Genomic DNA, 25,861 nt, shown 5'->3' with positions numbered 1-25,861 from the left:
GGAGATTACGATATGGTGCAGGATATCCCGTTCGCCGCTGTCAAGGTCGGCGACAAGGCCAGCATGACCAAGACGGTGAGCGAGTTCGACGTCTATACCTTCGCCGGCGTGACCGGCGACTTCAACCCGGTGCATATCAACAGCGAATATGCCAAGCAGACGATGTTCAAGGAGCGGATCGCCCACGGCATGCTGTCGGCGGGATTCATCTCGGCCGTCCTCGGCACCGCCCTGCCGGGGGCCAACACCATCTACATGGGCCAGGAGCTCTCTTTCCGCGCCCCGGTGAAGATCGGCGACACGGTGACGGCTACGGTAGAGTGCATCGAGAAGATCGAGGCCAAGAACCGGCTGATTTTCCGGACGACGGTGACCAACCAGGACGGCGTGCTGGTGGTCGACGGCAAGGCGACGATGCTTAAAAAGTAAAAGGGTTGTTTTCCTGCGCCGGCCGGGGGCAAAGCCCGGCCGGCGCGGGGGAACGCATTCCCGCCGGTGTCTGACTATTCCGCATTTTCCGTTGACAGTTGTGGCAGATGGTGATAATGTTAGTATAAGTAAACGATTACAAAAGAGGTTTAGTGTGGAAAAGGTCACGATCAAGGATGTCGCCAAGCACGCGGGAGTATCGGTCGCCACCGTTTCTCGGGTCATCAACAGCAACTACTATGTAAGCCCGGAGGTCACCAGGAGCGTGCAGCAATCGATCGGCGAGCTGCAGTATGTGCCCAACCTCATTGCGAGGAGCCTGAAGAAGGACGCCACCTTTTCGCTGGGCTTCCTGGTTTCCGACATTACCAATAACTATTTCATCGAGATGGCCAAGGCGGTCGAGGATATTGTCAACAAAGAGGGCTACAGCCTGATAGTCTGCAGCACGGAGAACAGGAAGAAGCGCGAGCTGGCCTATCTCGAGCTGCTGACAAGCAAGAAGATCGACGGGCTGATCCTCAACACCACGGGCGAGAACGACGACTATGTGGTCGGGCTGAGCAAGAAGATTCCGGTGGTGGCGGTCAACCGCAAAATCCGCGACGTCTGCTTCCGCGGCGACCTTGTGGACAGCAACAGCGTCCAGGGGGCGTATGAGCTTACCACCCATCTGCTGGATCTCGGGCACCGCAAGATTTTCGTCCTCAACGGTGCACTGAACGTGAGCACCGGCCGGGGGAGGTTCACGGGTTTCCAGAAGGCGATGCACGAGGTCGGGATAGATGTCGGCGAGGGTTATCCTTACAGGTATGACGGCGACTTCACGCTGGAAGCCGGTTATCAGGGAGCGGCCGCCTGGGCGCGGATGAGCGACCGGCCGACGGCGATGATCGTAATGAACAACATGATGACCGTCGGGGCGCTGAAGTATGTGATGAACAACGGCGTGAGCGTGCCGGAGGAGCTGTCGATCGTGGCCTACGAAAGAATCGAGAACATCGAGCTGTTTTCGGTGCGGCCGACGATCGCCGCTTCGGACCCGTCGCTGATGGGCGGCAAGGTGGCCGAGCTTATGCTGGAGCGAATCCAGAACAACGGTCTCAATAATCGCGAGGTTGTTTTCCAGCCGCGACTGATTGTCGGCAACGGCGAGCGACGGATTTAATTTTTGCCCAAGTAAACGTTTACCTAAATGATTATCTCTGTTTTAGTCAAATTACCGGGTGTTGATGAAAGTCTGCGGGCCGGAAACGGCCCGGAGGCGGAAAATAGATGGAAGGAATGGTGGTATTTATGTTCGACGTGAAAGGAAAAACGGCGATCGTCACCGGCGGCGGCACGGGTATCGGCCGCGCCGTGTCGCTGATGCTGGCCGAGAGGGGGGCCAACGTTGTCGTCAACTACTCGCGCTCCGAGAGCGACGCGATCGCAACGCTGGCGGAGGTGAAAAAACTCGGCGCCGACGGGATGATCTGCAAGGCGGACGTATCCAAGGACGCCGACGCGCGCCGGATGTTCGCGGAGACGATGGCGAAGTTCGGCCGGGTGGATGTGGTCGTAAACAATGCCGGCACGACCGACCATGTGGCTATGGACGACCTGGAAGGAATGAAGGAAGAGTACTGGGACAATGCCTGGAATACGAACGTGAAAGGCCATTTTTTCCTCATCCGGGCGTGCGCCGAGGAGCTGAAGAAGAATAAGGGCTGCGTGGTGAACGTGTGCTCGATTTCCGGCATCACCGGCCGCGGCAGCTCGATGGCTTACTGTGCCTCGAAAGCGGCGGCGATCAGCGTGACCAAGTCGTTCGCTCTCGTGCTCGCCCCCGATGTGCGGGTGAACGCTGTGCTGCCAGGCGTGGTCATGACCCGCTGGGTGGGGGATAAACCTGAATTTGCCAGGAAGCTGTCGGCGGGGACGCCGCTGGGACGGCCGGCCGAAGCCGAGGATGTCGGCGAGGCGGTGGTCAGCCTGATAACGGGCGCCAGCTTTATTACCGGCCAGGCGGTGATCGTCGACGGCGGCTATACGATCATCAACGGCAATAATATTCGTTAGGGTTCCATGCTCCAAAAAATATATGGGAGGGAATGTAAAGTGGTGTTTTCCAAGAAGTATCGGTGGGTCCTGGGGTTACTCGCGGTGGCGCTGAGTGTCATGCTGGTGGCCGGCTGCGGCGGCGGCGGCAAGAGCGCGGACACGGCCAAGAAGGCAATCGATTACCCGAAGAAGCCGATCGAGATCATCGTGCCCTATTCCGCCGGCGGCGGCCAAGATGTCATGTCCCGGATAACGGCCAAGTATCTTGAAAAGTACCTGCCCAACAACACCAAGGTTGTCGTCACCAACGTGCCCGCCGGCGGCGGCGTCCAGGGCGCGACCACCATCGCCAATATGAAGCCGGACGGCTATCAGGTAGGCGCACTGGTGCCGTTCCAATTCACCGACCAGTTCATCATGAAGGGCATCACCTACAACGAGAAGAGCTTCGTGCCGGTGGCGCTGCTGTCTGACGACGCCAACTTCATCGTCGTCCGCAAGGACCTCGGCGTCAAGAACATGAAGGAGTTTATCGACCTGGCCAAGAGCAAGCCCGAGCAGATCACCATGGGTATGGGCGGCAACTGGAACGTCCACGACTTCCTCCGCCTCAAGGTCGAGAAGGCGACCGGCGCGAAGTTCAAGCGGATGCCGTTCAACGGCGGCGCCCCGGCGTTGGCCGCGGTGGCCGGCGGCAACTGCGACAGCGCCAGCCAGTCGATCTCCGAAGCGCTGGCCGCAATGGAAGCCGGCCATGTGGTTGCCATCGCCGTGACGAGCGCCGAGCGCTCGCCGCTGGCGCCCAATGTGCCGACTCTCAAGGAGCAAGGCATCGACGTCGTCCACGCCCAGTGGCGCGGCATCGTGGTGACCCCCGGCACGCCGGAGGAAGTCATTAAAATCCTGAGCGACGCGCTGAAGAAGGTCTACGACGACAAGGGCTGGCAGGAAGAAGCCAAGAAGGCCGGTCTGGCGCCGAAGTTCATGGATTACAAACAGTTCGGCGAGTTCTACAAGAAGGACTTCGAAGTTTACAAGAGCCTCATCAACGAACTGGGGATCAAGCCTCAATAACGTCGAGCCGTTCTGTCACCGGGGCGGGTTCCGGCTCTGGCCGGAACCCGCCTGAGAGGTGCGGCGGCGCAGGTTGCTTCGGGAGGAGGTTATTGCCATTAACGCGTTACTGCGAGTCATTCCGGCTGATGCCCTCATCGCAATCGTTCTGCTTATCGGCGAGATCAAGCTGTGGGTAGATGCGGCGGGCACGCCCGAGAAAGCCCAGTTTTACCCCCGCATCCTGCTGGGCTGCGCGATGGTGCTGACACTGACGCTGCTTGTGCAGGCGTTTATAAAGGCCAAACGGCGAAGCGACAGGCCGCCGTTCGTGATGAACAGGCAGGTTGCGGTTATGATCGCCATTATTTTCGCGCATATAGTGAGTATTTATTTTCTCGGATATCTGCTTGCGACAATCATTTTCGGCATCGTCGCCATGGCGTACCTGGGGATGAGGGATAAAAAGATTCTTTTCACCGTCCCGGTGATCGTCGCCCTGGCTCTGTATATTCTGTTCACAGACCTGTTATTCGTGTCGCTGCCCACAGGTATGCTGCTCGAATTCCTGGACCTGTAGGGGGAGAAACAGATGTGGGAAAGTGTTCTGGTTGGTTTCACTAACTTTTTCGAGCCGATGAATGTGGCCGTCGCCATAGCCGGTACGGCGATCGGCATCCTGTTCGGCTCTCTCCCCGGTTTCACGGCCACGATGGGTGTGGCGGTGTTTGTGCCTGTCTCGTATTTCCTGACGCCGCAGGCGGCGCTGCTGCTCCTTAGCGGCATTTATTGCGGCGCGATCTACGGCGGGTCGGTGTCGGCCGTGCTGCTGGGCATCCCGGGAACGCCGGCGTCGATGCCGACGACCTTTGACGGCTTCTATCTGACCAAACAGGGTCAGGCAGGAAAGGCGCTGCATCTGTCGACCTTCGGGTCGGCAATGGGCGGTTTTCTGAGTTCGATCGCCCTGCTGCTGGGCGCGCCGGTGCTGGCGATCTTCGCCCTGAAGGTGGGCCCGCCGGAGACGATGATGCTGGCTTTCTTCGGCCTGAGCGTTGTGTGCATGCTGACGGCGGAAAATATGGTCAAGGGCGTGCTGGTGGGTTTCCTGAGCCTGATACTGGCAACAGTCGGCCAGGATCCGGTGGAGGGTTTTCCGCGCTTTACTTACGGCCTGCACGAGATGATCGGCGGTGTGCCGCTGGTGCCGGTGCTGATCGGCATATTCTCGCTGCCGGAGATTTTCCTGATGATCGAAGGGGGGGCGAAGAATACCGTCTGCCCGTCGGTCGGTCCGATGGCGATCAAGGTAAGCGAGCTCGCCAAACACTGGTGGCTGACGCTGAAGTCGGCGGTCATCGGCATTATTATCGGCATCATCCCGGCGGCCGGGCCGGATATCGGCTCGTTCCTGTGCTATAACGAGGCGAAACGCTCGTCCAAAGAGCCGGAGAAGTTCGGCAAGGGTTCGTGGGAAGGCATCATTGCCTCGGAGGCGGGCAACAACGGCGTCACCGGCGGCTCGCTCATCCCGCTGCTGACGCTGAGCATTCCGGGGAGCGCCCCGGCGGCGATTTTCCTCGGCGCCCTCTATATCCACGGGCTTCGCCCCGGTCCCAACCTGTTCACCAAGCATGCCGACATCACCTATACGATGCTGGTCGGCTTTATGGTCATCCAGATACTGCTGTATTTCATCGGTCTGGCGTTCTGCAAGGGGGCCTGCTCGGTGGTCAAGACGCCGCGGAGCGCACTGGCGCCGATGGTGGTCGTGCTGACGGTCATCGGGTCGTACGCCTGCGATACGACGATGTTCGACGTGTGGGTGATGTTCATATCAGGCCTTATCGGCTATGTGATGGTCAAGAACGATCTGCCCCTGTCGCCGATCGCTCTGGGGCTCATCCTGGGACCGATGCTGGAGCAGGCGCTGCAGCAGTCGCTGATCATGTTCCACGGCAATATCCTGCTTGTCTTCACGCGACCGATCGCGGTGCTGTTCTTCCTGTTCGGGGTCGTGTCGCTGTCCTGGCCGTTTATTAACAAGTGGCGGCAGTCGCGCAAGGTTGCAGATTAATGGGAAGACGAGCTATATAAAGGGATGAGTATTATGGGACAACGTAAGTTGGTATGCGGGGGGCTGCTGATCGCCGAAGCCGGCAGCCCGCCGCTCAAGAACGGCGCGGTGCTGACCGGGGACGGCCTGATCGCCGCCGTCGGTACGAAGGCAGAGCTGCTGGCCGTGGCCGGCGACGCCCAAATCGTCGATTGTGGGGACGACGTCCTTATCCCCGGCCTGGTGGACTGCCACAATCACTTGTCGCTCGACGTCACCCTGGACAATTACCTGTTCAGGATGAACGACAGCGAGGGCGAGCTTACGCTGCGGGCGGTGAAGACGCTGGCGGACGACCTCCGCTCGGGGGTGACGACGTCGCGCTGCATGGGCGACCGCCATTTTATCGATGTGGCCTGCCGCAAGGCGATTGAGGAGGGCCGGTTGGCCGGTCCCCGGCTGGTGGTAGCAACGCGGGGCATTCGGGCCAGCCACGGGCACGGGTTTGTCGGCCTGCCGTTCGACGGTGTGGAGGCGTGGCGGTGCGCGGTGCGGGAAAACCTCAAGAACGGCGCCGATCTGATCAAGTTTTACGCTACCGGGACGGTGCGGAGCGGCGAGCGCATTGCCTGCTTCCCGTCGCGGGAGGAAGTGATGACGCTGGCCGAGGAGGCCCGCCGCGCCGGGGTAAGGACGGCGGTGCACTGCATCGGCGGGCCGGGATTCGCGCTCTGCCTTGAGGCGGGCATCGATTCGATCGAGCACGGGTATTATCTCACCGACGGCGAGATCGCCCTGCTCGAGCAGGCGCAGTCCTGGCTTGTGCTGACGCCGGGCGAATTCCTCGCCGACAAGCCGACGCTCGACGCTCAGCGGCGGGAGGCTTTCCGCCGCGGCCGCGAAGAGGTGAGGGAACGGCTGGCCGCCATTGTGGCGAGCGGCGTGAAATACGCCGTAGGCACCGACGGGGCGCACGGGCAATTGGCCCATGAACTTGAATATATCGTCGCCGCCGGGGCAAAACCGGCGGAGGCGCTGAGAGCCGCCACCCTGCACGGAGCGATGGTCTGCGGGCTGGAGCAGCGCGTGGGCAGTCTGGCTCAGGGCAAGGCCGCCGATATCGTGGCGGTGGCCGGCAATCCGCTGGAGGATATCCGGGCGGTAGCGCGGGTCAGGATGGTAATGAAGGCAGGCGTGATCGCCTGCGGCGGCCCGGCCTGACGGACAGCCGGCAGGATGGGGCCGCAGGAGGAAAACCGATGACGGACAGAAATTTCACGGCGTGCTGCGGGCTGTACTGCAAGGACTGCATCCCGGCCAACAGGGCGCTGTACGAGACGGTGGGCAAACTGGAACGCTTGCTGACAGACCTGAATTTCGCTAAGTATGCTGCATACAAGGCCGGCGGCAACGCCGCTTTCGCAGGCTATCCGACGTTCGCCGCCGTGCTGCAGGCGATAAAAGGGCTGGAATGCCGCAAACTGTGCGGCGATGGAGGCGGCAAACCGGGCTGCGCGGTGCGGAAGTGCGCCATGGAGAAGAACTACGCCGGCTGCTGGGAGTGCGGTGCGTTCCGGGAATGCGGGCTGCTGGCGCCATTGAAGGCCAACCATGAGGATTTGGCGCATAACCTGGCGATGATCGGCGAGCACGGCGCTGACGATTGGGCGCCGAAGCGGGGCCGGCATTATCGCTGGGACGAGGCGCCGCGGAAGTCGTAGAAGTGACGCGAGTCGATAGATTTGCGTCAGTGAGGAGGAAAGAGCTGTGAAAATTGATCAGGAAAAGTGTGTCGGCTGCGGCAGTTGTCTTCCCTATTGCCCGGCTAATGCGATCAAAATGGCGGAGGCGACCGCGTGCATCGAGCTCGACGAGTGCGTCGAGTGCGGAGTATGCCGCCGGGTCGCCGTCTGTCCGGTGGACGCCATCGAGCAGCAGCCGCTGGAGTGGCCGCGGGCAGTGCGGGCCATCTACAGCGATCCGCTGAATATTCATAAGGAGACCGGCCTTGCCGGCCGCGGCACGGAGGAGATCAAGACAAACGATGTCACCGGGCGGTTCAAGCGCGGGTTTGTGGGCATTGCCCTGGAGATCGGCCGGCCCGGTATCGGGGCGCGGCTCAGGGAGCTGGAGAAGTTGTCGATGGCGCTGGCCCGCTACGGAGTCGAATTCGAGCCGAAGAACCCGTTGACCAACCTGATAAACCCCGTCACCGGCGAGCTGCCGCCGGAGATCCGCGATGAGAAGGTGCTGTCGGCGATCATCGAGTTTGCCGTGCCGGAGAGTGAACTGCTGGCGGTGCTGGAGGTTGTCCGCAAGACGGGCGCGACGCTGGAGACGGTGTTCAGCGTGGACGTCGCCTGCCGCGCCGGGCTTGAGGTCCGCTGGCCGATGCTGGCGACGCTCCGTGAGGCGAAGACATATTTCCGCCCGAACGCGAAGATTAACGTGGGGCTTGGCCGGCCCCTGGTGGAATAGGAGGACAATCATGACACATACATTACACCGCCAAGGCAGCCTTGAGTCGCTGGGACAGGATTTTGTCGTCTTCGCGATGCCTTCAAGCGGTCTGACGTCGGCTGGCAGCAAACCCAAACTGGATAAGGTGTTCGAGATCCTCGCCCGCCATAACCCGGTAAATATCGGCGATTCGAAGGGCGGCAGCCGGTTTTCGCTGGGCGGCGCGGACAAGGTGAAGGAGATAATTGTCGAGAACGAGCTGGTCCACGGCGTATTCCGCAGCCGCGAGCAGTTGATAGCAGTGCTGAAGGATCTGAAGGAGGCCGATCTCGGGCTGTGCGTGACCGTGTCCGGGCTGATGCACAATGTGGAGGAATGCTGCGATCAGGTGGGCCTGACACCGCACACGATCGTCAACTCTCTCGGGATATGGGGCAAGACCGAGCTGCTGCCTGACAAGAAGGTCCAGGAAGTGGCGACGATGTGCGGGCACGGCCTGGTGTCGTTCAACCTGATCCTCGCGCTGGCCGGTCAGGTGAAGAGGAAGGAGCTGAGTCCGGAAAAGGCGGGCGAGCTGCTGGCCAAGCCGTGTATCTGCGGGGTGTTCAACCCGGTGCGCGCCGCCGAGCTTATCCAGGAATTCGCCGATTGACCGGCCGCGAAGCTAATAACGCTTAAAATAATAGATCCCCTACCTACCCCCTCCTAGACAGAGACGCCCCGCGGCCGATGCCGCGGGGCGTCTCTGTCTAGGAGGGGTAATCGCCGGCCGGGGCGAATTTTATACGCCATACCGGCAGGAAATAGGCGCCGGCGGCGTATATTATTATGTAGGAATAAGGGCTGCCCGGGCGAGAGGAGAGAATGACATGAAGGTTGCGCTGCTGCAGATGGATATTGCGCTCGGCGATGTGGCCGCCAACCGCCGCAAGGCGGAGGCGATGCTCGCTGCGGGGCTGGCGCGCGGCGCGAGGCTGTTCGTATTGCCGGAGATGTGGACGACAGGCTACAAGCTGGCGGAGATAGACAGACTGGCCGAGCCGGCCGACGGCCCGACGATGGCGATGCTGACGGCGTTCGCCCGCGGGCACGGGGTGGAGATCATCAGCGGGTCGATCGCCGAGGCGCGGGACGGGCGGGTCTACAATACCTGCTATGCCATCGGCGCCGACGGCGAGGTGATCGCAAAGTACAGCAAGATCCACCTCATCGGCCTGATGGCGGAGGACCGCTACCTCGCTCCCGGCGACAGCAGGGTGGCTTTTGAGCTGAGCTTCGGCCCCGCCGGGATGATTATCTGCTATGACCTGCGGTTTACCGAATTGCCGCGGGCCATGGCGCTGGAAGGGTGCCGGACGCTGTTCGTCCCCGCCGAGTGGCCTGCGTCGCGGGGCGCGCACTGGCGAGCGCTCAATATCGCCCGGGCGATCGAGAATCAAATGTTTGTCATCGCCGTCAACCGGGTCGGCAGCGACGAGAGCAACGTATTTTACGGCCATTCGCTGGCCGTCGACCCGTGGGGCGAGGTGCTGGCGGAAGGCTCGGAGGCCGGCGAGGAGGTGTTGGTCGTGGAAGTGGATTTCGCGGCCGGGGAGGAGATCAGGCGGCGGATGCCGGTGTTCGCCGACCGCCGGCCGCAGTTGTATTAAATCCGACGGACGGCGGATTGTGAAATAAAGAATTTTTTCCGCACCGCAGGAAAAGCGCGGGCGACAGCGAAGGAATTCATTAACAAAATAGGGAATGATGGCCGCGGGAGAGACCGCGCAAGCGGCGCCGAAGGAGTAAAACCTTTGTCAAACTCTCAGGCAAAAGGACCATGGCCGGACCATCCTCTGGAGAGTGCGCCGCCGGCGCCGCCGAAGGAGAACCCTCACGGGTGAATCTCTCAGGTAAAAGGGACAGAGACAAAGGAGCGGGTGCTCGTTTGTCTCTGTCTTTTCTTCTGTGGGGAACATGGGGGAAGTACCCGCCGATTTCAGGGGGAACGGGCTAAGCCCATTAATAATTATTCTGACCGGGAGAAAGCCTATTATTATCAAGGGGGGAGAGTTTCATGGCCGAGAAGACGCCCTTATACGAAACCCATCTGAAGTACGGCGGCAAGATCGTCGAGTTCGGGGGGTGGCTGCTGCCTGTCCAGTATGGCGGCATCCTTGCCGAGCACCGGGCGGTGCGGGAGCAGGCGGGCCTGTTCGATGTGTCCCACATGGGAGAGGTGGCGGTAAAGGGTCCGGAGGCGCTGGCCTACCTGCAGAAGGTGGTGACCAACGATGTGGCGAAGATGTCTGATACCCAGGTGCAGTATTCGCCGATGTGCTACCCGGACGGCGGCACGGTCGACGATCTGCTCATCTACCGCTACGGGCCCGAGGATTACCTGCTGGTGATCAACGCCGCGAATATCGCCAAGGACTGGGATTGGCTCCGGGATAACAGCGCGGGCTTCAACGTGAAGCTCGCCAATCTGTCGGCGGAAACGGCGGAACTGGCGCTGCAGGGGCCGGCGGCGCGGGCGATCCTTGCGAAGCTGACTGCCGCGCCCCTGGACCGGCTCGGCTATTACTGGTTTTTGCCGGAGGCCGAGGTGGCCGGGCGGCGGGTGATGGTGTCGCGCACCGGGTATACGGGCGAGGACGGGTTCGAGATCTACTGCCGCCCCGCGGATGCCGCGCCCCTGTGGGAAGCGGTCATGGAGGCGGGGGCGCCGCTGGGGCTGGCGCCGGCCGGGCTGGGGTGCCGCGATACGCTGCGGTTCGAAGCCTGTATGCCGCTCTACGGGCACGAGCTATCGCCGACGATTTCGCCGGTGGAAGCGGGGCTGACCCGCTTCGTGAGTCTCGATAAAGGGGATTTCAACGGCCGGGCGGTGCTGGCCGCGCAGAAAGAGGCGGGGCCGCCGCGCAAGATCGCGGGCTTCGTGTTGACCGAGCGCGGTGTGGCGCGGGCGGAGTATCCGGTTCTGGCCGACGGCCGGCGGATCGGGATTGTGACGACCGGCTCGTACGCGCCGACATTGGATAAAAACCTTGGGATGGCGCTGGTGGAGGCCGCGTACGCCAAGCCGGGAACCGGCCTCGCGGTCGAGATCCGCGGCAAGGCGGTGGCTGCCGAAGTTATCCCGAGGCCATTTTATAAAAGAGAGGGGAAATAACGAATGAATAATCCGCAGGAACTTAAGTACTCGCGCGAACATGAATGGGTCAGGGTGGAAGGCAACCGGGCGACGGTGGGGATCACCGATTTCGCCCAGCACCAGCTTGGCGACGTGGTTTTTGTCGAGGTGCCGACGCTGGGAGCGGCGGTAACCGCCGGTCAGGGCTTTTCGGTGGTCGAGTCGGTGAAGGCGGTGTCCGACATTTACGCGCCGCTTTCCGGGACGGTGGCGGCGGTCAACGACGCGCTCAACGACACGCCGGAGATTATCAACGGCGATCCCTACGGCGACGGCTGGATCGCGGTCATCGAGATGAGCAACCCCGGCGAGCTCGACGCTCTGCTCGACGCCGCCGGGTATGAGAAGTTTACGGCGGAGGGAGGCCATTAGCATGACCAGGAGTTACCTGCCGCATACCGACGCCGACCGGCGGGCCATGCTGGCCGCCATCGGCGTAGGGTCGACGCAGGAACTGTTTGCCGACGTGCCGGCGGAGGTGCGCCTTGGCAGGCCGCTGGCGCTGCCGGCGGCTATGGCCGAACCTGAGCTGGCCCGCCATCTGCAGGCTCTGGCCGGCAAGAACGCCAACCTGGACGAATATGCCTGCTTCCTGGGGGCCGGGGCGTACGACCACTATGTGCCGAGCGTGGTCGACCATGTCATCGGCCGTTCGGAGTTCTATACAGCCTATACCCAGTATCAGCCGGAGATTTCCCAGGGTTATCTGCAGGCGCTGTGGGAATATCAGAGCATGATTTGTGAGATTACCGGGATGGAGGTGGCGAACGCGTCGCTGTACGACGGCGGCACCGCCCTCGCCGAGGCGGCGATGATGGCCTGCGCCGCGACCGGCCGCAGCGAGGTGGTGGTGGCGCGGTCCGTACATCCCCACTACCGGACCATCCTCGGCACCTACGCCGTCGACAAGGATATCGCGGTGAAGGAAGCGCCGTTTACGGACGGTGTTACGGACGCCGCCACCCTTGCCGGCATGGTGGGGCCGGCGACAGCGGCGGTGATTGTCCAGACCCCTAACTTTTTCGGCTGTCTGGAGGATGTGGCGGCAGCCGCCGGCCTGGCCCACGCCGCGGGCGCGCTGCTGATCGCGGTTGCCGACCCGGTGGCGCTGGGGGTGCTGGAGGCTCCGGGCGCGCTCGGCGCCGACGCGGTCGTCGGCGAGGGCCAGCCGCTCGGGCTGTCTGTCTCGTATGGCGGCCCGTATCTGGGCTTTTTTGCCGCGACCGAGAAGCTGATGCGTCGCATGCCCGGCCGCATCGTCGGCCAGACGACCGACTTCGAGGGCACCCGCGGCTTCGTGCTGACGCTGCAGGCCCGCGAGCAACATATCCGCCGCGAGAAAGCGACGTCCAATATCTGTTCGAATGAGGCGCTGTGCTCGCTGGCGGCGGCGGTGTACCTTACCGCGGTCGGCCGCGAGGGGTTCCGCGAGGTTGCCGAGCTGTGCCTGAAGAAGGCCCGCTACGCTTACGATTCCCTGACGAAGCTCCCCGGCTGCCGGCCGGTGTTCGGCGCCCCGTTTTTCAAGGAGTTCGTCGTCCGCTGCGCCAAACCGGTGGCGGAGATCAACGCCGCCCTGTTCAAGGAGAAGATTATCGGCGGGCTCGACCTCGGCCGCTATTACCCCGAACTGGCCGGCTGCATGCTGGTGTGCGTGACCGAAAAACGCACGAGGGCGGAGATCGACCGTCTTGTGCGGTTGATGGAGGCGGTATCATGAGAAAGGCAAAGGCGCTTATTTTCGAGATGGGCCAGCCCGGCCGCCGCGCGGTAGATCTGCCGGCCTGCGACGTCCCGGCCCCCGACGCGGCCGCCCTTATCCCCGACGCTTTCCGGCGTAAGACGCCGGCCGTCTTGCCCGAGGTCAGCCAACTGGAGCTGATGCGCCACTATACCGCCCTGTCGCAGCGCAATTTCGGCGTCGATTCCGGTTTTTACCCCCTTGGCTCGTGCACGATGAAGTATAATCCGAAGATCAATGAGGATGCCTGCCGCATGAGCGGCTTTGCCGCTATCCACCCTCTCCAGGACGAGGCGTCGGTGCAGGGGGCGCTGGCGATGATCGCGGCGATGGAGGGCTACCTGGCGGAGATCGCCGGCATGGACGCGGTGACGATGCAGCCGGTGGCCGGCGCCCACGGCGAGCTGACCGGCATCAAGCTCATCCGCGCCTACCACCGCCATCGCGGCGAGAACCGCACAAAGGTGATCGTGCCCGACTCGGCCCACGGCACCAACCCCGCCACCGCCACGGTGTGCGGGCTGGAGACAGTCGAGATCAAGTCCCACCCGGACGGCGCCGTCGATCTCGACGCGCTGCGCGCCGCCGTCGGCCCTGACACGGCCGCGTTGATGCTGACCAATCCCAGCACGCTGGGGCTGTTCGAGAAAAACATCCGCGAGGTGGCCGCCATCGTCCACGGCGCCGGCGGCCTGCTGTATTACGACGGCGCGAACGCCAACGCCATCATGGGCATTTCCCGCCCCGGCGACATGGGCTTCGATGTCATCCACTTCAACCTCCACAAGACGTTCGCTACCCCCCACGGCGGCGGCGGCCCCGGCTCGGGGCCGGTGGGCGTCAAGAAGGCGCTCATTCCTTTCCTGCCGGCGCCGGTGATCGTGGCCGAGAGCGGCGGATACCGCCTCGAGCACGACCGGCCGCTGTCGATCGGCAAGGTGCAGTCTTTTTACGGTAATTTCGGGGTGATCGTCCGCGCCTATGCCTACATCCGATCGATGGGCCCCGACGGACTCAAGACGGCCAGCGAGGACGCGGTGCTGAACGCCAACTACTGCCTCAGCCGCCTGAAGGAGAAGTACCATTCGCCTTTCGAGCGCTACTGTATGCACGAGTGCGTGCTGACCTCGAAGAACCAGAAGCCTAACGGTGTGAGGACGCTGGATATCGCCAAGCGGCTCCTCGATTACGGCTATCATCCGCCGACCATCTACTTTCCGCTGATCGTCGAGGAGGCGCTGATGATCGAGCCGACCGAGACGGAGAGCAAGGAGACGCTCGACGAGTTTATCGCCGTTATGCTTAAAATCGCCGCCGAGGCGGAGGAGGACGCCGCCAAGGTTAAGAGCGCCCCGGTCACCACCGTGGTGGGAAGGCTCGATGAGGCGACCGCCGCCCGCAAACCGGTGGTGCGATGGAGGGTATAGAGGCGCTGGCGGCGAAGTGTTGGGCTATCAGGGAGGAAAACTTTTTCCCCACGATATTTTTGTCTTATCCGGCGCAGACTACCGCCGTGAGTGTGACCGGCGGGGATTGCGCTCTCGACTGCGCCCACTGCGGCGGGGTATACCTGAAGAGGATGAAGCCGCTGGCGGCAGTGGCCGGTCGGGGCGAAGGGCTCGGTCCCAGCTGTCTGATCAGCGGCGGCTGCACGGCCGGCGGCAGCGTGCCGCTGGCCGCGCACGCCGCGCGGCTGGCGGCGCTCAAGCCGGGGCGACGCTTCAACCTCCATACCGGGCTGATGGACGACGCCGATATCGACGTCGTCGCCCCATTGGCGGATGTGGTGTCCTTCGATTTCGTGGGCGACGACGAAACAATTCGCGAGGTTTTCGGTCTTGACCGGACGGTGGCCGATTACGCCGCCTGCTATAAGAAGCTCAGGACGCGCTGCCGGGTGGCGCCGCACATCTGCATCGGCCTGCATGGCGGCGAGATCCGCGGCGAGTATCAGGCGCTGGCGCTGCTGAGGATGCTCGGCGCCGACAGCCTGACGCTGATCGTGTTTACCCCCACCAGGGGCACGCGCTACGCGGACTGCAAGCCGCCGGCGCTCGAAGAGGCGCTGTGTGTCATGGCCGCGGCCCGGCAGTTGTTTCCGGAAGTACCCGTCAGCCTGGGCTGCATGCGACCGGGAGGCCGTTACCGCGCTGCCCTGGATCAGGCGGCGGTGCGGCTGGGTCTGAATGCTATCGTCAATCCTACGCCCGCCGCGGTGAGGCTGGCCGAGAGTCTTGGTCTGGCCGCCGTCGGAAGAGGGGAGTGCTGTGTGTTATGAATTATTGGAGGCTGTCGGCGGGAACCGCCGCCGCCGTTGCCGGCAGGACGACGCGGAGCGAGGCGCCGCCGACGACCGCCTATGTGATGCTCGGGGAGAGGTGCCGCAATAATTGCCGTTTCTGCACCCAGGCCCGGGAGAGCGACGCGGGGGCGAACATGCTGTCGCGCGTCACCTGGCCGACGACGGAGGCGGCCGGAGCAATTATCGGCATCGACGCCGCCTACACGGCAGGCCGGATCAAACGGGCCTGCCTGCAGGTCGTGCACGACGGCGGCGACCGGGAACGGGCGGCGGCGGCGGTGGCCGCCCTGAGCGCTCTCAGCAGGGTGCCGGTGTGCGTGTCCAGCCATCTGGAGACGGTGAACGAGGCGCGGCGGCTGTCGGTGGCGGGCGCCGACCGTATATGCGTGGCGCTGGACGCCGCCACGCCTGCGGCATATCGTGAGGCCAAGGAAGGCGACTGGCACGGCAAATGGCGGTTGCTTACCGAGTGCGCCGCCGCTCTGCCGGGAAGGGTCACGACCCATCTCATCGTCGGCCTGGGCGAGACGGAGGAAGAGATGGCCGACACATTGGCGGCCTGTATAGATAAAGGCGTGACAGTGGGGTTGTTCGCCTTTACGCCGGTGAAGGGCACAGCCTGGTCCGGGATGGCGGCGCCGCCCGTCGGCCAGTACCGGCGGGTCCAGGTGGCCCACTACCTGCTGCGGCAGGGATACGGCCGGGAGGCGATAATCTGCCGCGACGGTATGATCGGCGGCTTTGCGGTCGACGGTCTCGCCGGGCTGCTGGCCGACGGGGCGGCGTTCCGCACCAGCGGCTGCCCGGACTGTAATCGCCCTTACTACAACGAACGCCCCGGCGGGGTGATATATAACTACCCGCGGCCGCTGACTGTGGACGAAACGGCGCGGGCGATCGCCGAATGCGAAGTGATCGGGGGCGGGGATCGTGCCGTGGCGGGTGATTGACAGCGGCGCGGCGGACGCCGCGACGAATATGGCGGCGGATGAGGCGATAATGCTTGCCCACGGGGCGGGCGAAGCGCCGCCTACGCTGCGCTTTTACGGCTGGCGGCCGGCGGCGGTCAGCCTCGGTTATTTCCAGCGGGCGGCGGCGGAGATCGACCTGGCCGCCTGCCGCGCGCGCGGCATCGACGTCGTGCGCCGCCTTACCGGCGGCCGGGCGGTGCTGCACGACGCAGAGCTTACCTACAGCGTGGCGGTGCGGGAGGATTATCCGGGCGTGCCGCCGACGATCACCGCCGCTTACCGCTGGTTCAGCGGCGGTTTGCTGGACGGGCTTAAACGGCTGGGGGTCGAGGCCGGGCTGAATATCCCCCGCGCTGCTTACGGGCAGGGCAGGCGACCGCAGCATGCCTCGGCAGCCTGTTTCGACGCCCCGGCGCATTACGAGCTGACCTGTGCGGAACGCAAGCTGGCCGGCAGCGCTCAGGTGCGCAAGGGCGGGGTCATTCTGCAGCACGGGTCGCTGCTGCTCAGGTTCGACGCCGTCAAAGCCGCGGCTGTCCTCAGGTTGCCTTCTCCCGAGGCGCGGGCGGCGACGGCGGACATGCTGGCCCGGCGGGCCGTTGCTCTCGAAGAGGTGCTGGGGCGCTCCCCGGCCTGGGGCGAGCTGACCGCCGCACTGACGGCGGGTTTCGCCGCCGCGCTGGAGGACGAGTTTATGCCCGGCGGACTGACTGCGGACGAGGAAGCGGTTGCGGCAAGGCTGGCAGCGGAGAAATACGGCCAGGATAGCTGGAATTTGCTGCGCTAATCGAGGAGGATTGTTTTATGTACGATATCGCGGTCGTGGGCGGCGGCCCCGGCGGGTATGTGGCCGCCATCCGGGCGGCGCAGCTGGGCGCCAGGGTGCTGCTGGTCGAAAAGGAGAAGCTGGGCGGGGTGTGCCTCAACCGCGGCTGCATCCCGACCAAGACGCTGCTGAAAAGCGCGGAGAAGTGGCAGAGCCTGCAGAATTGCGCGGCTTTCGGCCTGCGGGCCGACAATATCGGCTTCGACTTCGCCGCCGTGATGGCCCGCAAGGACCAGGTGGTGGGCCAACTGCAGGCCGGCGTCGTCCAACTGGTGGCCGGCAACGGCATCGAGGTGCGGTACGGCGAGGCGGCGCTGACCGGTCCGGGGACGCTGGCGGTCAGCAGCAACGCCGGGCGGGAGGAGGTCGCCGCCCGCAAGATTATCGTGGCGTCCGGCTCGGCGCCGATGAAGCTGCCGGTAGCGGGCGCCGATTTGCCGGGGGTGCTGACGAGCGATGAGGTGCTGGCGCTGGACGCGGTGCCGCGCAGCCTGGTGGTGGTCGGCGCCGGCGCGGTGGGGGTGGAGTTCGCCGCCATCTTCCGGGCCTTTGGCTGCCAGGTGACGATTGTCGAGATGCTGCCGGCTATCTTGCCCAGTATTGATACGGATTTGGTGAAACGAATGGCGCTGCTGCTGCGCAAGCAAGGGATTAAGATGCTGACCGGCGCGAGGGTGACGGGTATCGCGCCGGGGCCGGAGGGACTGACGGTCGCGGTAGCGACGGCCGACGGCAAGGAGCAGGAGCTGGCGGCCGAGAAGGTGCTGGCCGCGACGGGACGCCAGCCGTCGGTCGAAGGCATCGGCCTGGAGGCGGCGGGGGTGGCGTTCAGCCGCAAGGGGATCGGGGTAAACGCCCGGATGGAGACGACCGTCGCCGGCATCTACGCCGTCGGCGACGTGACCGGGCGCTATATGTGGGCCCACGCGGCTTCGAGCGAGGGCCTGGCGGCGGCGGAAAACGCTTTGGGCGGCGCGGCGGAGATGGATTACGGCGCTGTGCCGGGCTGCATTTTCACCGACCCGGAGATTGCCGCCGTCGGTCTGACCGAGCAGGAGGCGCTCGCCGCCGGCCGTCTGGTCAAGACAGGCCGCTTCAATTTTGCCGCCAACGGCAAGGCGGTGTCGATGGGCGAGGCCGATGGCCTGGTGAAGGTGGTGGCTGACGCCGGGAACGGCAAGGTGCTGGGCATGCATATCCTCGGGCCGCATGCCAGCGATCTGGTGATGGAAGGAGCGATTGCCATCCGCCACGGGCTGACGGCCGAGGAAATCGGCCAGGTCATCCATCCGCACCCGACGCTGGCGGAGACGGTGATGGAAAGCGTGCACGCGATCGAAGGCCGGGCGATCCACCAGGCGAGGACGTCTTCCCTGCGCAGAGGAGGCGACTGATATGCGCGGTCTGTTCGATATCGCCGGGCCGATAATGGTCGGCCCGTCAAGCTCCCATACCGCCGGGGCGGTCAGGCTGGGCGCTATGGCGAGGATAATCCTCGGCGAGCGGCCGGCGGAGGCGCAGATCAAGCTGCACGGCTCCTTCGCCCAGACCTACCGGGGGCACGGCACCGACAAGGCCCTCATCGGCGGTCTGCTGGGGTTCGCCCCGGACGATGAGCGGATCAAGACGGCCCTGACCCTTGCGGCCGAGCATGGCCTGAAGTATACTTTTTCGACGGTTGAGCTGCCCGACGTTCACCCCAATACCGCCCTGCTCGAACTTACCGGTGTGTCGGGCCAGATGCGCCGGGTGACGGGGGCCTCGGTCGGCGGGGGCAATATCCTCATCACCCGCATCGACGGTTATCCAGTGCGGGTGACCGGCCAGTACCACACCCTCATCACCATCCACGACGACAAGCCGGGGGTGATTGCGGTCGTGACCAAGAGGCTGGCCGAGGAGGGCGTCAACATCGCCTTTATGCAGGTCTCCCGCCAGGAACGGGGCGAGGAGGCGTTGATGGTTATTGAGGCGGACGAGGCCATTCCCGCGGAGGCTTTGCCGCCGATCAGGGCGGTGGCGGCCATGAAAGCGGTATTGTCCGTTCCGGCGTTGGGGGGGAGCGTATGAGCAGCATCCGCACATTCGGCGAATGGATCCTGCGGGCTGAGACGACCGGCGCGTCGCTGGCCGACGTGATCGTGGAGCAGGAGAGCAGGCACGCCCGGCGGCCGGCGGACGCCATCCGCGCGGATATGGCCCGCAACTGGCAGGTGATGCGCGAGGCCATCGCCGCCGGACTGGCGAGCGGCGAGAAATCGCCCAGCGGGCTGGTGGGCGGCGACGCGCGCCTTTACAACAACCGGATCGCCGGCGGCAAGGCGCTGGCCGGCGACATCGCCGCCCGGGCGATCGCCTACGCGCTGGCTGTCAGCGAAGTGAACGCCTGCATGGGGCGGATCGTGGCCTTCCCCACCGCCGGCTCCTGCGGTATTATGCCGGGGGCGGTGGCGGCGGCGGCCGAGGCGCGGGGCTACAGCGAGGCCGCGATCATCGACGGCTTGCTCACCGCGGCCGGGGCCGGGATGATCATTGCTGAAAACGCTTCGATCTCGGGCGCCGAGGCCGGCTGCCAGGCCGAGTGCGGCGCCGGGGGCGCGATGGCGGCGGCGGCGATCGTTCAGATGGACGGCGGTTCGCCGCGGCAGGTCGGGATGGCGGTGGCTCTGGCGCTGAAAAACGCACTGGGGTTGGTCTGCGACCCGGTCGCCGGGCTGGTGGAGGTGCCGTGCGTGCGACGGAACGCTTTTTACGCCGTCCAGGCCCTGGTGGCCGCCGATATGGCGCTGGCGGGCGTGGAGAGCGTCATCCCGGTCGATGAGGTCGTCGACACGATGCGGCTGGTGGGGATGGCCCTGCCGGCGAGCCTCCGGGAGACTTCCCAGGGGGGTCTGGCGAAGACGCCTACGGGGATGGCCATCGAAAGACGACTGTTCGCGGACGACAAGGCCTGATATAAGACATAACAAAAGGAAGCGGCATTTTGCCGCTTCCTCAGACTGTCGATAAAGGCCCATCTGCGGCGTTGCTCCTCAGAGCGCTTGCTTGCGTACGTCCCACAGTACGCGGCGCGGCGCGCTCTTCCGGTGCGCCTTGCATCTGGACCTTTCTCACCAATTCTGACTTTGTCTACAAGCAGAGGAAGCGGCATTATGCCGCTTCCTTTGTTATTTGGGCTCACCGGCCTCGTTTTTTTTCGCCGCCTGTAGCTCAATCATTTTCGGGAGTGCGTCTTTGTCGCTCTTTTTATCGCCAGGCTTTTGGTTGACGGCGGCCGGGTCGGGAATCTTGATCTTCGTCAGCACGTTTTTGCGGAAGTACAGGTAATACTTGCCGTATCGCCATTCGTAGGCATCCTCTTCCGGGCCCGAGGGCACCAGCATGGGGGCCGTTCGCGGCTCGCCCCAGCTCAGGATGACCTTCTCCCGGTCCCAGCCGACGCGGATCTCCTGGGCCCGGACGAGCCGCCAGTCCTCCTGCGTCCAGTGGGGGAAGAGCGTTTGGGGCTCATGGCGCATGAAGCCGCTCCTGATCATGCCGAAAAACTGCCTGTTGCTGAAAGCGGCCCGGACGCCCGTCGGTGCGACGGTCCATACCACCGGGGCGCCGTCTGCCTGGCGGAAGGCCAGAGAGTAGGCCTCGCTGAAGGGGCCGGCGGACTTGAAGGCCGTGACGGTGAGGGGGGCGAGGTGGCTGACTTTTGCGGTTAGCTCCCCGGCGGGGATGAAGTTGCGGTCGATCCAAAGGGTGGCGCCGACGAGAGAATTGATTTCGGCGATAGCCTGGTTTTCGGCCTCGATTTCGCTGGCAAGGGCGAACGGCAGGCCGGACAGCTCGACGTCCGGATAGTCCCTTACCCACAGGACGGCGCCGTCTTTGCCGGTCAGCTTCCAGAAGTACTGCGTAATAGCGCCTTTTTTCGTCAGCTTGTGCAGGCCCTGGATGGTGAAGGTTTGGCCGATGTGCTTGCGGGCCAGGAAGAGCTGATCGATGCCGCTGGTGTCCTTGCCGGGCTCGCTGAATATCAGCAGGTAGCTGGCGGAGGCGTAGAGCTTGGCGGGAACGACGGTCGCCTGCTGGCCGACCCACGCGGCCTTGGCGGGCCAGGCGGGAGCGGGCGACAAAACGGGCTGTTCCTGAACGGTTTGGCCGGACTGCGCGGCGGGAGGCTGCTGAGGGGCGGAAAAAGCCGGAGAATGCACGAAGAACAGCGCTATCAGGAGGATGAGAAGTTTCTTCATAAGGTACACCGCCTTAGTATGGGGTTTATCCCTATAAATTCAACACGCGGACCGATTCCCCTGCGAAGGGGGAATTCGAGCTGTCTGGCAATAGTCGTAGGCTGCGCGCGAAATGTCACTATGTGCTGGCTCTGAACCGACGGATGAGGAAGGGTTATTTTCGCGCAAAAAAACGAATAGTGACAAGTTGTAGCGAGGTTTGCGATTAAGTAAAAATTGTGGTTTGCGGCGCCGGGGGGCGTATCAGCCGGGGTCCTTGCCGCTGCCGGTGTCGGGAAGGCTGCGAACGAGCGTTACGCCGACGGCCACGGCGGCGAACAGCAGCGCAGAAAGCCAGAAGACGGACGGGAAGCCGAAGTATACGGCCAGAGCGCCGCCGCTGATGGGGCCGAAGACGATGCCCATCTGCATCGAGGCGGTGGTGACGCCGTAGGCGACTCCCCTTTTTTCCTCGGGGATGAGGAAGTAGGTGAGGGCGTTGACGGTGGGGAGCATGGCGCCGAGGAAAAAGCCGCTGACGGCCCGCATCGCCCCGAAGAGGAGGACATTGTCGGCGAGAGCCTGGGCGGCGAAGCACAGCGCCGACAGGGCGCCGGCCGCTATCAGGATTGCCCGGTGGCTGAACCGTTTGCTGATTTTGCCCATCGCGGCCGAGGCTACGGCGCTGGTGAGGCCGGCGGCGGCGATGATGGCGCCGGCGGCGCTGGCGATGTAGGTAAGGTTGGGGGCCAGGACGTGGACGTAGATGGGCAGGATGGGGGCGATGATCATCATGGCGAACTGGATGAGGAACTGGAGGGCGAGTGTCAGCCAGAGCCCCGGAATGGTGATGATGGCGCCGATTTCGCGCCAGACGGGTTGCTTGGCTGTGGCGGCCGCGGGCGTGAAGCGTTCGACGACGGCGAGGCGGATGATGATCAGCGACACGAGGCAGAGGAGGCCGAAGGAGACGAACGCCCACCGGTAGCCGAAATGGTCGGCGATAATGCCGCCGAACATGGGGCCGAAGGCGCTGCCGGCAATCATGGCCGTCTGGAATATGCCGAGGGTCCAGGTTATCTGGTCGGGAGGGCTCAGCGAGGTGACGAGGGCGAGGGCGGCGGCGGTGAAGCCGCCGCAGACGCCCTGGACGACGCGGAGGAAGAGCAGCTGGTTAACTGAGGCCACGAAGCCCATCAGCACCATGACGGTGAAGAAGGCGAACATGACCCGCATGACCATCAGTTTACGGCCGTGGCGGTCGGCCACCGCTCCCCAGTACGGCCCTGCCAGGGCGGCGGTCAACGGCGCGGCGCCCATAAGGACGCCCGACCACACCCCTGCCTCTTCGAGGCTGGTAATGCCTAGTTCGCGGACATAGAGGGGCAGAAAAGCCATGACGCCGGTAATGGCGCCCATGCCGGCGAGCTGGGCGAACCACAGGGCGGCGAGATTCTTTTTCCATTCGGGTAACAGAGGCATCGGGGCACCTTCCCTTGTTAAGACGGGTGATACGATAATACTATTATAGCAGAGAAAGAGCAGCTTTGTTATGTATACAGGATATTTGCGACATGTCCTCTTGTCGGCCGCATTATCCCCTGTTAAAATAAAGCATGGCCGCATTGATTGATACCTGGTATTATTACTTGGTCAAGAAGGAGGCGGAGCGGGTTCGTCGCTAACTGAATATAGTCATGGTCGCACTATATCTACGCACGAAAAGGAGTACAAAAAATGGAGTTCATTGGCGCACTATTGGGAATCATGATGGTGAACATCGTGCTGAGCGGGGATAACGCCGTGGTTATTGCGCTGGCAAGCCGCGCGCTTCCTCCGCAGCAGCAGAAGATGGCCGTCCTGTGGGGTAGTGCTGGGGCGATAGGGCTGCGGGTGGTACTGACCGTCGTAGCAGTTGTACTTTTGCACATACCGTATGTTCAATTTTTCGGCGGCGTGTTGCTCGTCTGGATAGCCGCCAAGCTGCTGCTGGAAAACGGCGGCGAGGAGAATATCGAAGCTTCGAGTTCACTGTGGAAGGCAGTCAAGACTATTATCATCGCCGATATCATCATGAGCCTGGATAATACGCTGGCGATCGCCGCGGTTGCCAAAGGCGACTATGTTCTGCTCGGCCTCGGTCTGGCGCTGAGCATTCCGCTGATCGTGTTCGGCAGCCAGATCATTCTGAAGGTGATGGATCGTTTCCCGGTCATCGTGTACGCCGGGGCCGGGCTTATCGCCTGGACGGCCGGCGAGATGATGCAAAGCGATAAACTTATGGCCGCTTACACGGAAATGATGCCTCATTGGCTGCTGCCGGCAGTGATTACGGCCGCAGTTATTGCCGCCGGGGTATGGAACAATAAGTACCGGAAGACAACGGTCGAAGCTGCCGAGGAGCGGGCGACCGCCGACGAACAGCTTAACTGAACCTATTAACCGGGGCGGGGATGCGCCCCGGTTTTATTTTTTGGCGAGGGGATACGCCTGCGTCGCGCCCGTGGGCGGGGCTAATAATATGGCCGACAGGACAGGGAAAGCGGGGCAGGCGGCGAATATACATAAAGATTAGCTTATTGGAGGGTGCAACGATGTCGAGGGCCACGCCGCAGGTGCGAAAATCGATCGCAGTCGCTATGTTCCTGCTGCTGGCGGCAATCGTAGCGCTGGTCGGGCGCATCGCCTGGGTGCAGTTTGTCGAGGGGCGGCATCTGGCGGAGAAGTCGCGCACGCAGCTCCGCGACAGCAAGCTGCTTCAGTCGCCGCGCGGCACGATTTTTGACCGGAGCGGCCGCGAACTGGCCATAAGTAGTCTTCGCAAGTCGCTGTACGTTAATCCCCGCGAGTTTAACAAGGAGCCGGCCGCAATGGCGGCGAAGCTGGCCCCCATCCTGGATATGAAGACAGAGGCGGTGCGCGACAGGCTGCTGGCGGGAGGAAGCTTCGTCTGGCTGAAGCGGACGCTGGAGCCGGAGGCGGCCCAGAAGGTTGTCGATCTCATCAAGGCGGAGAATATTCGCGGCCTCAGTTTTATCGAAGAGAGCAAACGCTATTATCCCAACGACGGCCTGGCGGCCCAGGTGCTGGGGTTTGTCGGCACCGACGATGTCGGCCTGAGCGGGATCGAGATGGCGCTCGATAAGACGATTAAGGGCGAACTTGTGAGACAGGCGGTGGATACCGACAGCTACGGCATCCCCATTCTGCGGTCGAGCGTGATGTTCAAGCCGGTGAAACAGGGCAAGAGCGTTTATCTGACCATCGACAGCGCCATCCAGTTCATCGTCGAGCAGAGCCTGGACAAGGTGATGGCGCGGACGCAGGCCCGCGGCGCCACGGTTATTATTATGAACCCGCGCACCGGCGAGATCCTGGCGATGGCGTCGCGGCCGGGGTTCGACCCCAACCGCTTTTACCGTTACGGGGCCGGGGAGTGGAAGAACAGGGCCGTTTCGGTAATCTATGAGCCCGGTTCGACCTTCAAGGCGGTGGTGGCTGCGGCTGCCCTGCAGGAAAAGGTGATCGGGATGAACGAGTGGTTCGTCGATAACGGCTATATCGAGGTGTCGGGCCGCCGCATCAAGAACTGGAGCGGCGACAGCTACGGAACGGTGCCGTTCATCGATGTGATCAAGAATTCGATCAACACGAGCTTCGTCCAGATTGGCCTCCGGCTGGGGGCGGAGCGGCTGAATAACTACGCCCGCGCTTTCGGGTTCGGACAGGCTACCGATATCGAGCTGCCCGGCGAGGAAGAGGGGCTGCTGTTCAAGTCCCAGGATATGCGCGATTCCGACCTGGCCACGATGGCCATCGGCCAGAGTATCGCCGTTACGCCTCTGCAGCTGCTGACGGCGGTGTCGGCGATCGCCAACGACGGCGTACTGGTCAAGCCGTATATAATCAAGGAAATATACAACGCCGACGGCTCGCTGGCGTCGGCCACGCCCACGCAGCGGGTGCGGCAGGTGATAAGTCCCGAAACGTCCAAGCTGCTCACCGGCCTGATGGAGAAGGTCATCAGCGAAGGCGGCGGGAGGCGGGCGGCCGTGAAGGGTTATCGCTTCGCCGGTAAGACGGGTACGGCTGAAAGGCTGAAGGAGAGCGGCGGCGGCTACGAGGCCGGGCGCTATATCGCATCTTTCGTAGGTTTCGGGCCGACGGAGGATCCGCAGGTGGCGGCGCTGGTCGTCATCGACGACCCGGTGGGCGCGTATTACGGCGGCGAGATTGCCGCGCCGGTTTTCGGGGAGATTATGAATCAGGTGATGCGCTATCTCACTATCCGCCCGCATAACGCCGCCGAACTGGCCAGCGTGCCGGCGGCGCGGCCGTCCCCGCCGGCGCTGGCCCCGGCCAAACAGGCGGTGGCGCCGGCCGTGAAGCCTGGACCGGGTAAGGTGGCGACGCCTAATGTCCTCGGCCGGAGTATGCGCGACGCGGGGGATCTCCTGGCCGGGGCGGGACTGGTTTTTGTGCCGGTGGGCAGCGGCGTGGCGGTCAGGCAGACGGTGCCGCCGAACACTATCGTCAATCCGGGCGCGGAAGTGACCGTTTATTTCGAACCCAGGTAGGAGGTGCC

The 25,861-nt window shown here is 63.5% G+C and carries 25 protein-coding genes and 1 riboswitch; of the genes, 23 read left to right on the top strand and 2 right to left on the bottom strand.

What is annotated here, in order from left to right; all coding sequences use genetic code 11:
- Nucleotides 1-12: 12 nt before the first annotated feature.
- The 21 genes from RIN56_14765 to sdaAA all read left to right on the top strand — a co-directional run bounded on the left by RIN56_14765 (nt 13) and on the right by sdaAA (nt 20,010).
- Nucleotides 13-429, top strand: coding sequence for a MaoC family dehydratase (locus RIN56_14765; protein ID MDR7868056.1), 417 nt, complete (start codon nt 13-15; stop codon nt 427-429).
- Between the two features lie 154 nt (nt 430-583).
- Nucleotides 584-1,597: a LacI family DNA-binding transcriptional regulator gene (locus RIN56_14760; GenBank protein ID MDR7868055.1), complete on the top strand. Its 1,014-nt coding sequence runs from the start codon at nt 584-586 to the stop codon at nt 1,595-1,597.
- 107 nt (nt 1,598-1,704) lie between these two features.
- Nucleotides 1,705-2,490 (top strand): SDR family oxidoreductase, encoded by a 786-nt coding sequence (locus tag RIN56_14755; GenBank protein MDR7868054.1) that lies wholly within the window; start codon nt 1,705-1,707, stop codon nt 2,488-2,490.
- Between the two features lie 39 nt (nt 2,491-2,529).
- Complete coding sequence (locus tag RIN56_14750) at nt 2,530-3,546, top strand: tripartite tricarboxylate transporter substrate binding protein (GenBank protein ID MDR7868053.1); 1,017 nt, start codon at nt 2,530-2,532, stop codon at nt 3,544-3,546.
- A 73-nt stretch (nt 3,547-3,619) separates the two neighbouring features.
- Nucleotides 3,620-4,105 (top strand): tripartite tricarboxylate transporter TctB family protein, encoded by a 486-nt coding sequence (locus tag RIN56_14745; GenBank protein ID MDR7868052.1) that lies wholly within the window; start codon nt 3,620-3,622, stop codon nt 4,103-4,105.
- Nucleotides 4,106-4,117: 12 nt separating this feature from the next.
- A complete protein-coding gene (locus RIN56_14740) occupies nt 4,118-5,602 on the top strand; it encodes a tripartite tricarboxylate transporter permease (protein MDR7868051.1) in 1,485 nt (494 codons plus the stop codon).
- A gap of 33 nt (nt 5,603-5,635) precedes the next feature.
- Nucleotides 5,636-6,802, top strand: coding sequence for an amidohydrolase family protein (locus RIN56_14735; protein MDR7868050.1), 1,167 nt, complete (start codon nt 5,636-5,638; stop codon nt 6,800-6,802).
- Nucleotides 6,803-6,840: 38 nt separating this feature from the next.
- Nucleotides 6,841-7,302, top strand: coding sequence for a DUF3795 domain-containing protein (locus tag RIN56_14730; GenBank protein ID MDR7868049.1), 462 nt, complete (start codon nt 6,841-6,843; stop codon nt 7,300-7,302).
- 46 nt (nt 7,303-7,348) lie between these two features.
- Nucleotides 7,349-8,059 (top strand): 4Fe-4S binding protein, encoded by a 711-nt coding sequence (locus tag RIN56_14725; GenBank protein MDR7868048.1) that lies wholly within the window; start codon nt 7,349-7,351, stop codon nt 8,057-8,059.
- Nucleotides 8,060-8,069: 10 nt separating this feature from the next.
- Nucleotides 8,070-8,693, top strand: coding sequence for a hypothetical protein (locus RIN56_14720; GenBank protein ID MDR7868047.1), 624 nt, complete (start codon nt 8,070-8,072; stop codon nt 8,691-8,693).
- Nucleotides 8,694-8,910: 217 nt separating this feature from the next.
- Nucleotides 8,911-9,690: a carbon-nitrogen family hydrolase gene (locus RIN56_14715; GenBank protein ID MDR7868046.1), complete on the top strand. Its 780-nt coding sequence runs from the start codon at nt 8,911-8,913 to the stop codon at nt 9,688-9,690.
- Nucleotides 9,691-9,784: 94 nt separating this feature from the next.
- A riboswitch (glycine riboswitch) is annotated at nt 9,785-9,871 on the top strand.
- 226 nt (nt 9,872-10,097) lie between these two features.
- Complete coding sequence (gcvT, locus tag RIN56_14710; protein ID MDR7868045.1) at nt 10,098-11,195, top strand: glycine cleavage system aminomethyltransferase GcvT; 1,098 nt, start codon at nt 10,098-10,100, stop codon at nt 11,193-11,195.
- Nucleotides 11,196-11,198: 3 nt separating this feature from the next.
- Nucleotides 11,199-11,588, top strand: a complete 390-nt coding sequence (gcvH, locus tag RIN56_14705; protein ID MDR7868044.1) for a glycine cleavage system protein GcvH — start codon at nt 11,199-11,201, stop codon at nt 11,586-11,588.
- Between the two features lies 1 nt (nt 11,589).
- Nucleotides 11,590-12,936, top strand: coding sequence for an aminomethyl-transferring glycine dehydrogenase subunit GcvPA (gene gcvPA, locus RIN56_14700; protein ID MDR7868043.1), 1,347 nt, complete (start codon nt 11,590-11,592; stop codon nt 12,934-12,936).
- Entirely contained in the window at nt 12,933-14,384 is a 1,452-nt protein-coding gene (gcvPB, locus tag RIN56_14695) for an aminomethyl-transferring glycine dehydrogenase subunit GcvPB (protein ID MDR7868042.1), read from the top strand. Before gcvPA ends, gcvPB begins: the two co-directional genes overlap by 4 nt.
- Nucleotides 14,372-15,235, top strand: coding sequence for a radical SAM protein (locus RIN56_14690; GenBank protein MDR7868041.1), 864 nt, complete (start codon nt 14,372-14,374; stop codon nt 15,233-15,235). Before gcvPB ends, RIN56_14690 begins: the two co-directional genes overlap by 13 nt.
- On the top strand, nt 15,232-16,209 hold the full coding sequence (locus RIN56_14685; GenBank protein ID MDR7868040.1) for a radical SAM protein: 978 nt from the start codon (nt 15,232-15,234) through the stop codon (nt 16,207-16,209). The genes RIN56_14690 and RIN56_14685 overlap by 4 nt, the downstream gene beginning before the upstream one ends.
- A complete protein-coding gene (locus RIN56_14680; protein MDR7868039.1) occupies nt 16,190-17,017 on the top strand; it encodes a lipoate--protein ligase family protein in 828 nt (275 codons plus the stop codon). Before RIN56_14685 ends, RIN56_14680 begins: the two co-directional genes overlap by 20 nt.
- A gap of 17 nt (nt 17,018-17,034) precedes the next feature.
- A complete protein-coding gene (lpdA, locus tag RIN56_14675; GenBank protein MDR7868038.1) occupies nt 17,035-18,450 on the top strand; it encodes a dihydrolipoyl dehydrogenase in 1,416 nt (471 codons plus the stop codon).
- Nucleotide 18,451: 1 nt separating this feature from the next.
- On the top strand, nt 18,452-19,126 hold the full coding sequence (gene sdaAB, locus RIN56_14670; protein ID MDR7868037.1) for an L-serine ammonia-lyase, iron-sulfur-dependent subunit beta: 675 nt from the start codon (nt 18,452-18,454) through the stop codon (nt 19,124-19,126).
- Complete coding sequence (gene sdaAA, locus RIN56_14665) at nt 19,123-20,010, top strand: L-serine ammonia-lyase, iron-sulfur-dependent, subunit alpha (protein MDR7868036.1); 888 nt, start codon at nt 19,123-19,125, stop codon at nt 20,008-20,010. Before sdaAB ends, sdaAA begins: the two co-directional genes overlap by 4 nt.
- Before the next feature lie 213 nt (nt 20,011-20,223).
- Here the strand turns inward: sdaAA and RIN56_14660 are convergent, their stop codons facing one another.
- Nucleotides 20,224-21,297 carry a hypothetical protein gene (locus tag RIN56_14660; protein ID MDR7868035.1) on the bottom strand — a complete coding sequence of 358 codons (1,074 nt, stop codon included), beginning with the start codon at nt 21,295-21,297 and terminating at the stop codon, nt 20,224-20,226.
- A gap of 243 nt (nt 21,298-21,540) precedes the next feature.
- Entirely contained in the window at nt 21,541-22,758 is a 1,218-nt protein-coding gene (locus RIN56_14655; GenBank protein MDR7868034.1) for an MFS transporter, read from the bottom strand.
- A gap of 255 nt (nt 22,759-23,013) precedes the next feature.
- Here RIN56_14655 and RIN56_14650 point away from each other — a divergent pair, with 255 nt between their 5' ends.
- Complete coding sequence (locus RIN56_14650; protein MDR7868033.1) at nt 23,014-23,709, top strand: TerC family protein; 696 nt, start codon at nt 23,014-23,016, stop codon at nt 23,707-23,709.
- A gap of 161 nt (nt 23,710-23,870) precedes the next feature.
- Nucleotides 23,871-25,853, top strand: coding sequence for a penicillin-binding transpeptidase domain-containing protein (locus tag RIN56_14645; protein MDR7868032.1), 1,983 nt, complete (start codon nt 23,871-23,873; stop codon nt 25,851-25,853).
- Nucleotides 25,854-25,861: the final 8 nt, after the last annotated feature.

The organism is Sporomusaceae bacterium, assembly GCA_031460455.1.
Taxonomy (GTDB): domain Bacteria; phylum Bacillota; class Negativicutes; order Sporomusales; family UBA7701; genus Anaeroselena.
The sequence above is the reverse complement of the archived record's forward strand: the minus strand, read 5'-3'. Positions and strand labels throughout refer to the sequence as shown.

Bases quoted from the DNA above. Each gene is read 5' to 3' on its own strand.
- RIN56_14645 (MDR7868032.1), top strand. From the start codon at position 23,871: ATGTCGAGGGCCACGCCGCAGGTGCGAAAATCGATCGCAGTCGCTATG.
- RIN56_14655 (MDR7868034.1), bottom strand. From the start codon at position 22,758: ATGCCTCTGTTACCCGAATGGAAAAAGAATCTCGCCGCCCTGTGGTTC.
- RIN56_14660 (MDR7868035.1), bottom strand. From the start codon at position 21,297: ATGAAGAAACTTCTCATCCTCCTGATAGCGCTGTTCTTCGTGCATTCT.
- gcvH (MDR7868044.1), top strand. From the start codon at position 11,199: ATGAATAATCCGCAGGAACTTAAGTACTCGCGCGAACATGAATGGGTC.
- sdaAB (MDR7868037.1), top strand. From the start codon at position 18,452: ATGCGCGGTCTGTTCGATATCGCCGGGCCGATAATGGTCGGCCCGTCA.
- RIN56_14730 (MDR7868049.1), top strand. From the start codon at position 6,841: ATGACGGACAGAAATTTCACGGCGTGCTGCGGGCTGTACTGCAAGGAC.
- lpdA (MDR7868038.1), top strand. From the start codon at position 17,035: ATGTACGATATCGCGGTCGTGGGCGGCGGCCCCGGCGGGTATGTGGCC.
- RIN56_14755 (MDR7868054.1), top strand. From the start codon at position 1,705: ATGGAAGGAATGGTGGTATTTATGTTCGACGTGAAAGGAAAAACGGCG.
- RIN56_14735 (MDR7868050.1), top strand. From the start codon at position 5,636: ATGGGACAACGTAAGTTGGTATGCGGGGGGCTGCTGATCGCCGAAGCC.
- RIN56_14690 (MDR7868041.1), top strand. From the start codon at position 14,372: ATGGAGGGTATAGAGGCGCTGGCGGCGAAGTGTTGGGCTATCAGGGAG.
- RIN56_14740 (MDR7868051.1), top strand. From the start codon at position 4,118: ATGTGGGAAAGTGTTCTGGTTGGTTTCACTAACTTTTTCGAGCCGATG.
- gcvT (MDR7868045.1), top strand. From the start codon at position 10,098: ATGGCCGAGAAGACGCCCTTATACGAAACCCATCTGAAGTACGGCGGC.
- gcvPA (MDR7868043.1), top strand. From the start codon at position 11,590: ATGACCAGGAGTTACCTGCCGCATACCGACGCCGACCGGCGGGCCATG.
- RIN56_14720 (MDR7868047.1), top strand. From the start codon at position 8,070: ATGACACATACATTACACCGCCAAGGCAGCCTTGAGTCGCTGGGACAG.
- RIN56_14685 (MDR7868040.1), top strand. From the start codon at position 15,232: ATGAATTATTGGAGGCTGTCGGCGGGAACCGCCGCCGCCGTTGCCGGC.
- gcvPB (MDR7868042.1), top strand. From the start codon at position 12,933: ATGAGAAAGGCAAAGGCGCTTATTTTCGAGATGGGCCAGCCCGGCCGC.
- RIN56_14650 (MDR7868033.1), top strand. From the start codon at position 23,014: ATGGAGTTCATTGGCGCACTATTGGGAATCATGATGGTGAACATCGTG.
- RIN56_14765 (MDR7868056.1), top strand. From the start codon at position 13: ATGGTGCAGGATATCCCGTTCGCCGCTGTCAAGGTCGGCGACAAGGCC.
- sdaAA (MDR7868036.1), top strand. From the start codon at position 19,123: ATGAGCAGCATCCGCACATTCGGCGAATGGATCCTGCGGGCTGAGACG.
- RIN56_14715 (MDR7868046.1), top strand. From the start codon at position 8,911: ATGAAGGTTGCGCTGCTGCAGATGGATATTGCGCTCGGCGATGTGGCC.